Origin of the sequence: Neorhodopirellula pilleata, assembly GCF_007859915.1 — a bacterium.
Lineage (GTDB): Bacteria > Planctomycetota > Planctomycetia > Pirellulales > Pirellulaceae > Rhodopirellula > Rhodopirellula pilleata.
This window is the reverse complement of record NZ_SJPM01000012.1, coordinates 26,559-35,677: the sequence shown is the minus strand read 5'-3', so window position 1 is coordinate 35,677 and position 9,119 is coordinate 26,559. Positions and strand designations below refer to the sequence as shown.

At 56.9% G+C, this 9,119-nt stretch carries 7 protein-coding genes; 1 reads left to right on the top strand and 6 read right to left on the bottom strand.

The features are described from left to right. Positions 1-304: 304 nt before the first annotated feature. The 6 genes from phoU to Pla100_RS22580 all read right to left on the bottom strand — a co-directional run bounded on the left by phoU (position 305) and on the right by Pla100_RS22580 (position 7,529). On the bottom strand, positions 305-991 hold the full coding sequence (gene phoU / locus Pla100_RS22605; protein WP_146580453.1) for a phosphate signaling complex protein PhoU: 687 nt from the start codon (positions 989-991) through the stop codon (positions 305-307). Positions 992-1,036: 45 nt separating this feature from the next. Next, entirely contained in the window at positions 1,037-1,798 is a 762-nt protein-coding gene (pstB, locus tag Pla100_RS22600) for a phosphate ABC transporter ATP-binding protein PstB (RefSeq protein ID WP_146580678.1), read from the bottom strand. Between the two features lie 148 nt (positions 1,799-1,946). Continuing rightward, positions 1,947-3,215, bottom strand: a complete 1,269-nt coding sequence (locus Pla100_RS22595) for a PstA family ABC transporter permease (RefSeq protein WP_231603386.1) — start codon at positions 3,213-3,215, stop codon at positions 1,947-1,949. After that, the gene (pstC, locus tag Pla100_RS22590; protein ID WP_146580451.1) at positions 3,212-4,159 is read right to left on the bottom strand and encodes a phosphate ABC transporter permease subunit PstC; all 948 of its coding nucleotides are present in this window, start codon (positions 4,157-4,159) and stop codon (positions 3,212-3,214) included. The genes Pla100_RS22595 and pstC overlap by 4 nt, the downstream gene beginning before the upstream one ends. 28 nt (positions 4,160-4,187) lie before the next feature. Next, the gene (locus Pla100_RS22585) at positions 4,188-5,294 is read right to left on the bottom strand and encodes a PstS family phosphate ABC transporter substrate-binding protein (protein WP_146580449.1); all 1,107 of its coding nucleotides are present in this window, start codon (positions 5,292-5,294) and stop codon (positions 4,188-4,190) included. Positions 5,295-5,600: 306 nt separating this feature from the next. After that, positions 5,601-7,529, bottom strand: coding sequence for a carbon starvation CstA family protein (locus tag Pla100_RS22580; RefSeq protein ID WP_146580447.1), 1,929 nt, complete (start codon positions 7,527-7,529; stop codon positions 5,601-5,603). 329 nt (positions 7,530-7,858) lie between these two features. Between Pla100_RS22580 and Pla100_RS22575 the strand changes: the two genes are divergently transcribed. After that, entirely contained in the window at positions 7,859-8,986 is a 1,128-nt protein-coding gene (locus tag Pla100_RS22575; protein ID WP_146580445.1) for an FAD-dependent oxidoreductase, read from the top strand. Positions 8,987-9,119 lie beyond the last annotated feature (133 nt).

Sequence of the window (9,119 nt, the reverse complement as noted above, 5' to 3'; positions counted from 1 at the left end):
GCATGGAAGTGGGAACAACTCAAGCCAGGAGTTCACACCGCCAGAAAAGAAGATCTCGGTATTAGCTCCGAGGAACTAAACTTGCGCAATCGCATTGCCGCCGCAACCCCAAACTTTTAGCAGGCCAGGCTAACGCCCATCGGCTAATTGTTGTCATTCGGTATACGATTAAATCAACAGCCCGGCAAGCGAGGGATCTCTTCTATTCATCCAAGCCGAGCGGAACCACTCGCTCGCGCTTCGGACTTGTAGGGTTGCGGCGTCGCCTCGTTAAGGCAACGCGTATTCGCGTGAATCATGCGGTCTATTTTGAATCGCTACCTGAGGAAATGTCGTGGCCGTGACCGTGGCGAATGATTTCACCGCTAACCAAATAGACGGTTTCTTCGGCGACGTGGGTGGCCATATCGGCAATGCGTTCGAGATGCCGAGTCGCGGAGAAACAATGCACCGCCGCTTCGACCGATTCGCTGTCGTCACGCATCAACTGTTGCAACTCGTCGATCAGTTCGACATTGAACTGGTCGACTTCTTTATCACGCTCGATCACTTGAGCCGCCATGTCCACGTCGCCTTCGAGGAACGAGTCCAATGCCGAACGGACCATTTCAATGACCGCATGGACCATCGCGGTCAGGTCGTCGGGAACTCGAAAGAGAGGAAAGTAATCGAGTGACTTGCTACGTTCGGCGATGTTGCATGCTAGGTCCGCCATCCGCTCAAGATCGCCGTTGATCTTCACCGCCGTGATCAGCCATCGCAAGTCAGCGGAGACGGGTTGGTGCAGGGCGAGCAGCTTCAAGCATTCTTCCTCAATCCGTATGTCCGTCGCGTCGACTTGGTCATCGCTATCGATGACCTGCTGCGCGAGTTCCGGACGCCGCTCGACGAGCGAGCGGACGGAGAGGCTGATCATTTGTTCGACGACGCCGAATTGCTCGACCAGGTCGCTGCGTAATTGGACGATCGCTCGGTCGAGATGTTTACTCATAGGGACAATATGCACCAATTATGAAGATTCGCCAAGGGAGGCGGCTCATCCAAATCGACCGCGGACGTAATCGTCGGTTCGTTTTTGTTGCGGCTTCGTGAAGACGTCATCGGTCGGTCCCGATTCGATCAATTGGCCTTCGAAGAAGAACGCCGTTCGGTCGCTGCAACGACTCGCTTGTTGCATGTTGTGGGTGACCATCACGATCGTGTACTGCTCACGCAGTTCGTAGATCAGGTCTTCGATCGCCAACGTGCTGGCCGGGTCGAGTGCACTGCAAGGTTCGTCCATCAACAAAACCTCTGGTCCGACGGCGATCGCCCGGGCGATGCACAGTCGTTGTTGTTGGCCGCCGGACAATCCGAGGGCCGGCGCGTGAAGGCGATCTTTGACTTCGTCCCAAACGGCGGCCTTGCGGAGCGACCACTCGACGAGTTCTTCCAAATCGCCGCGTCGCAGTTTCATGTGCAGACGAGGCCCGAACGCCACGTTCTCAAAGATCGTTTTCGGGAACGGGTTGGGCTTTTGAAACACCATCCCGACGCGGCGACGCAAGTGCACGACGTCGGTGCTCGGATGCAAGATATCCAGCTCATCGAGTCGCAATGTCCCTTTGCTGTGAGCACTCGGGACGATGTCGTTCATGCGATTGATCCATCGCAAGAGTGTGCTTTTGCCGCAGCCTGAGGGGCCGATGAACGCGGTGACTTGGTTACGAGGGATCGACAACGACAAGTCGTGAATCGCCTGAAAGGCACCGTACCAAGCATCGAAATGGGCGATTTCAATGCAGGTCGGATCATTCATGGACGCGACGCTGGAGTCCAGGCCGGTGGACGGCTGGGTCGTTGGTGCGGATCGTGGCTGAGCGGACTCGGTCATGGAAGTGGGCAACATCGAAGGGCCACTGTAAGTAGTAAGGGAGTACAGATTGTAAGGCCAAGCGCAGGCGAGTTTATTCGACTCTCATTTTTTGCCGCAAATAAATCGCGATCGAATTCATCAGAAGCAGTACGACCAGCAAAACGATAATGGCTGCGGCGGCGAGTTCTTGGTAAGTCGCCTGTTGCAGCCCGGCCCAGTGGAAAATCAGGACGGGCATGGTGACCACATTGTCCATCAAATTTTGCGGACCGGTATTCTTGGCCACCGTCGCCCCCAAGACCACCAAAATGGGGGCGGCCTCGCCGATCGCTCGGCCCATGGCGAGGATCGAGCCGGTCATGATGCCGGGCATCGCCGCCGGTAAACTCACATTTCGAACGGTTTGCCACTTCGTCGCCCCGAGCCCGTAGGAGGCCTCCCGCAACGACGGCGAGACGCTGCGGAGGGATTCTTGCGACGCGATGATCACGATCGGCAAGATTACGAGCGAAAGCGTTAACCCCGCCGCCAGGAAGCTTCGCCCGAACGGGATTCGAAAATAATTCCAGGACGTCTTGGCGTACGCACCGCCGACCTGATTCAAGCGAACGGTACGTTGTCGCACGGCCGGATCGCTCGGTTTCGGTACGCCGGACTTCGGATCCCAAACGGAAATCTCGATCGGATTGCCCTCGCGATCGACGGCTTGAATCGGCTCGGAAATCTGAATAGTCGGCTGGGCGTTGTCGGTTTGCGGGACCAAGATCGTGTGCCCGCCGCCTCCCAAGGTCAGGACTTGGTAAAAACGCTCGACGCCCATGATCTCGGTGCCGCTGGATTCATTGACTTGGATTTGACCGAAGATGTTGAACATGAATACAAACAGGCTCAATCCCAGCAATCCATAGACGATCGACGGCACGCCCGCGAGATTGGAGATGTTCAGGTTGATGAACCCGTGCAAGTATTGCAGGTAACGGTTTGACGGTTTGAACTCTTCCAAGAAAATCGCCGTGCCGATTCCAAGCGGCAGGGCGGCGATCGCGCAAACGGCACAGATCGAAATCGAGCCGATGATCGCCGGATACATACCCGATGTCTCGGGCGCCAAAGCGCTGTGAGATCCCTTGATCAACGTCGGGGTCAAACGCGAGTGCCCCTGGTACACGATCGAAACAAGTAGCACGACCAGCACCAGAACGCTGAGCATCGAGATCGCGATGCACAGCAGGTAGAACAACTTGCTCGTCCGTCGACGTCGGTTCGAGTTATCCGTCGATTCCTTGGTTGCCGACGCGCCCAAGCGGATCGATTCGGGGATCGGCATCGGGGAACCGGTCGTGGGGGCGGCCGAGCTCAAGCGTAAGCCTCCTGGTAACGGCGACGAACGATTTGCCCGATGAGGGTCATGCCGAAGGTGATGACAAACAATGTGATCGCGACACCATAAAGGCTGTAGTACTGAACCGTCCCGTACTCGTTTTCGCTCTTGATCATTTCCACGATGAAACCGGTCATCGTTTGCGATTGGGCTCGGGGGTCGAACGAGAACGTCGCTCGGGTTCCTGCGGCGAGTGCCACGATCATGGTTTCGCCGATCGCCCGGCTGAAAGCGAGCAAGAACGCCGACACGATTCCCGACAGTGCCGCTGGCACGACCACCTTGATGCTGGTTTCAAACGGCGTGCAACCGAGACCATAAGCGCCTTCGCGTAACGCCCGTGGCACCGCATGGAGAGCGTCTTCGGACAAACTGCAAACCATCGGCAAACACAGAATGCCGACGGCGATCCCCGCGCTGGTTGCGTTGAAGGTGTCGAACGCGCCGCCGGTGATCCATTGCAAACTTGGACTGATGACCAAAATGGCGAAATAGCCCAAGACCACCGTGGGGATCCCCGCGATGACTTCGAGAGTCGGTTTGAGGATCGCGCGGACTCGCTTGGACGCGAATTCGCTGAGGTAGATCGCGGTAATCAATCCGCATGGCAATGCGATGATCATCGCGATCAGCGTCACGCGAAGGGTTCCGGCCAGCAACGGCCAAATCCCGAACTGCGCCTTTTCAACGTCCTTGCTCTGAAGAGCGGTCCAGTGCGTTCCCGTCAAGAACTCACCGATACTGACGTACTGAGAACTGAAAAAACCCCAGCCTTGGCCGATCAACATGACCACAATGCCGACGGTGATGCCGACGGTGGTCAAGGCACAAACCGCCAGCAAGGCGACCATCAGTTTTTCTTGAAGTTCGCCCGTGCCGGTAGACCGGAATTGACGATCGGCGAGAGCGGCGGGGCGATTCAATGAACCGGTCTCCAGAACGGATTCGAAACTACTTCAACGATTTGACGAGGTTTTCATCAACGAACAATTCCGTAAGCGATCCGCTGCGGGTCTCACCGGACTTGTCCGTAAAGTGAGTTCCCGTCACAAGAGCGTCAAGGTTTTGCTGGGCCTTGGAAATGACCGCTTCAGGCAATCGTACATAGCCCACTTTTTCGGAAGCTTCCGAAGTATTCTCGAGATAATACTCGACAAACGTTTGGACTTCGGCACGGTTGAGCGATTCGGTGTTGATGTAGATAAACAGCGGTCGGCTAAACGGAGCGTACTTGCCGCTGGCGATGTTATCGACAGTCGGTTCGTAGGCGGTCTTGTCGTCCGGGTTGACGATCGGCACGGCGCGAAGTTTGTCCTGGTTTTCGGCGTAGTAAGCGACCCCGAAGAAGCCGATCGAATATTTATTGCCGGCGACCCCTTGGACGAGGATGTTGTCGTCTTCGTTCAAGTTCATGTCGTCGCGAAGTTCTTTGTCGTCGGATTTGGCAAGCACTTCATGAGTGTAATCGTAGGTGCCACTGCCCGTGCCCGGCGAGAAGATGTTGATCGGCTCATTGGGCCAACTCGCGTCCACGTCGCTCCATTTTTTGGCGGGGTTGTCGCCGACGAAGATTTTCTTGAGTTGATCGACGGTCAGTTCTTTGACCCAGTCGTTCTCGGGATTGACCACAAAGGTCAGTCCATCGTAAGCCACCGGAAGTTCGACAAAGTTGACGCCGTTGGCTTCGCATTTTTCGAACTCGCCTGATTTGATCGGACGGGATGCGTCGGCAATATCAGCGCCTTTGTCATAGAAGCTCTTGAAGCCGTTACCGGTGCCGTTGCCGCTGACCGTCACGTCGACTTTCGGGTGCATCTTGATGAATGTTTCGCGGACCGCGTCGCTGATCGGTTGCACGGTGCTGCTGCCGTCGATCTTGATCGTACCGACCAAGTTGGATTCACCGGCGGGTGCCGCAGGGGCGTCTTCCGTCATCGCCGGTTCGGACGAGTCGATGGTGGCCGTCGTCGCGTCAGGGCTGGTCGAGCTGTTGCATCCGGAAAGCGGGAAAACAGCGGCCAAAATCGCGATCGACGCGATCCAAGATAGATTTTTCATTTTTGTTGCCTAAGCAAACGAGAGTGTGGGGGGGGTGGGTTCTACGAAAAACAAGAGCGGTGAAAAACAGGAGATGGGATTTGATGCGAGCGTCGAAGTTCGCCACTCCAGCTCGCATTCTAACTTTTCCATCACTTTTCTAAAATGGTTAGCTCCACCCAAGCAAGCCGACCGCAACCGTGTTAGCGACCCTGTTCTTTTCACGCCGCTTCCCGAGGTTCTGGCCTCGCAACGGGTTACGACGCTGTTCAACCGAGCAAATCGTCATTTGAAGATCGCGTGAAGAAAATTCACACCGAGGCGGATTCACGTTGCGACGGGGGAGTCGAGAGGGGAATCGGTGGCGGGGTCATCCACTTCCAGTCGCCGCCACAAGACGATCGCCTCGATGATCATCCAAGCCTGCAATCCCAAGACCGCCAATCCGAATGATACAAGGACCCAATCGCGAGCGGGCAACCAATTGTTCTTTAAGTCGAACGTCATCGCCCAAGCGGGCATCAGCAGCATCAGGAACATTGGGATCGCTAACACAGCCACCGGACGGCTGCGTCGGGCGAGGTAAAAGACCGCCACCATCAGTGCCAAACCGGCCAACAATTGGTTCGTCGCGCCAAAGAGCGGCCACAGCATCATTCCGCCTTTTCCAGGCGAATCCCCAGCGAAAATTGCGATCGCGGTGGCCACGCCGACCGCGATCAAGGTGGCGATGTATTTATTAGCAACAAATGTCAAGCCCGCCGTAGTCGCCAATTCACTGATCACGTAACGTTGCAAACGCGTTGCCGTATCGAGCGTGGTTGCGGCAAAGCAGGCGACCATCACTGCCATGATCGCTACACCGAGTTTCAAGGAAATGCCGATCGCCGAGAGGAAATTTGCTCCCCCGTCGATGAATGCCCCGAGTTTCTTGTCCAAGCCCTGCTTCCGCCAACCGCCTTCGATCGTCGTCGATCCGGCTGGTAAGTCCTCCGTCGCGGCCGATCCGCCCGCCAACGCCCCTCCCCCGGCCAACGCCCCAGTTCGGTAATAGGATTTCCATGCCGAACGTCCGCCGTCGTTGGTCGGATTGCCGTTTGCATCGACCGGGGCGGCGATCCGTTCGATCGTCACACTGCTTCCCTCACCGCTCCGCTCCAACCTCCCCATCCCGACCCCGGCACAGCACGCCAAGATCACGAGCACCGCCAACATGCCTTCGCCGAGCATCGAGCCGTAACCGATTAATTGAGCGTCCGAGGCGCTCTTGAGCTGCTTGCTCGTCGTGCCGCTGCTGACCAAACAGTGAAATCCGCTGCAAGCCCCGCACGCGATCGTGATGAACAAGAATGGAAAGATCGGGGGCGCATCGGCAGGAATCTCACTCGAAATCGCCGGAGCCGACGTCATCAGATTGGCTTGACCGGAAATCGAAGCAACCGCCAGTCCGGCCACCATCAACACCAGCGCGACCATCAACTGCAAACTATTCAGAAAATCTCGCGGTTGCAGTAACAACCAAACCGGCAATACCGAGGCAAGAAAAGCGTAGATAAGCAACAACACCGTCCAAACCACCACGGGCGTCGCGTAGACGGCATCAGCCGGAAGCACCGACTCCAAACTCAGCGGCAGCGAATACGCACCCAAATACACCGTCAGATACAAGACAAACAAGCCTGCCAGGCAGGGCCAGACCAGATTCCCGCCGCGACGAATGACGGCGTAACCGATCAAAGCCGCGACCGGCATTGCGGTCCAAACGCTGAGCACCGATTCGGGATAGAGTTTGAAGATATTCGCGATCACCAGCCCGAAAACCGCTAAAACGATCGAAAGGGCCATCGCGAGAATGATCAAGAACAGCACCTTGGCACGCGGCGAGATCAATTGCCCGGCGGCTTGGCCGATGGATTCGCCGCGGTTGCGGATGGAAATCACCAGGGCGGCCAAGTCGTGAACTCCACCGATCAAAATCGAGCCAAAAACCACCCATAACAAGGCCGGCAACCATCCCCAGAACACGGCCAAGGCAGGTCCGACGATCGGACCGGTTCCCGCGATGCTGGTGAAGTGGTGCCCGAAAACGACCGATCGGTCCGTCGGCACAAAGTCCACGTCATCCCGCAGCGCCGCACTGGGCATGACCTCGTCGGCGGTCAAGCGAAACAGCTTGTTTGCCAGATACCGTCCATAGGTATGGTAGGCAATCACAAAGGCGATCATCGAACCGACGGCAACGGCGAGGGTGGTCATTGAAGATTGAAGATTGAAGATTGAAGATTGGAGATTGAAGATTGAAGATTGAAGATTGAAGAGTGAAGATTGAAGAGTGAAGAGTGACGAGCGGGGAGGGAGGCTCGTCGCACTTCACTTTCGCCGTATACTTTCAGAGGTCCTCGGCGTAAGACGTAAGATGGTAGCTGGACTCGCAAGAGTTCAGTGGATTTCCTTACCAATCCCGAAGTCTTGCGACTCCGGCTACTCAAGCCCTGACGGCTGACGATAGTATCTTAACGTAAATCAAACGCTTTGACGCCACTGGTTTCTCTACTTCCTCTAACCGACCCACCCAAGAAGTTCGCATGAGTTCCCCAACCGAAGACAAAAACGCTCCAAGCAGCAACGGCCCCGAGAAAACGATCATCATCGGTAGCGGCCCGGCAGGTTGGTCAGCCGCGATCTATGCCGCCCGCGCGAACCTGGACCCGGTCTTGTACGAGGGAACCGTCAAGCCCGAAATGATCCCCCTGGGTCAGCTCGCCTACACCACCGAGGTCGAAAACTATGCGGGCTTCCCCGCCGGCAATATTCGAGCTTTCGTGGAGTCGGCCGTGGACAAGGACCGTCACTGGAACTTGCCGATGGTGCCGCAAGGTCACACCAAAGACGACCAGCCCCACTACGCCGTCCAGGGCACCGAATTGATGGAACTGATGAAACAACAAGCCCTCAATTTCGGCACCCGAGTGGTCGGCGACGATATCGAGCGGGTGGATTTCTCCGGCCCGCCTCACACGCTCTATCCGGCATCGGGCGAACCGATCCAAGCCCAAACGGTGATCATCGCGACCGGTGCCCGCGCGAATTATTTGGGGCTGCCCAGCGAAGAGGTCTACAAGAACAAAGGCGTCAGTGCCTGCGCCGTGTGCGACGGTGCCCTGCCGGTCTTCCGAGGCAAACCCTTGGCCGTCGTCGGCGGTGGTGATTCGGCCGTCGAAGAAGCCACCTACTTGGCCAACCTGAAGGGGGCCGCGACGATTTACTTGATCGTTCGCCGCGACGAGATGCGGGCCAGCAAAGTGATGCAGGATCGGGCGCTCAATCACCCGAACATTGAGATCGTTTGGAACTCCGTCGTCGACGAAGTGCTCGGAGATGAAAAGATCGTCACCGGATTGCGGCTCAAGAGCACCGTCGATGGTTCGACCCGCGAACTCACCGTCGGTGGCATGTTCGTCGCAATCGGCCACACGCCCAACACGGCGTTCTTGAACGGGGCGCTCTCAACCAACGAAGCGGGGTATTTGAAGTGGACCAAGCCGTTCCGCACGAATACCGAAATCGAAGGCGTTTTTGCCGCCGGCGACGTCGCCGATGATTACTACCGCCAAGCGATCACGTCGGCGGGCACCGGATGCATGGCCGCGCTGGACGCCGAACGTTTCCTGGTCGAGCAAGAATCCATCGTCGGCGCGTCCTCGGCTCGCTAACGTAGTGGCGACTTTCAGTCGCCAAGTCCTGAAACGGCGACTAAAAGTCGCCGCCACTTGTAGAATGTACGGTAGCAATACTCGCCAAGAGTTTCGGCCAAGACCGCAAAAAGCCGAAAGTCTTGGCGACTTA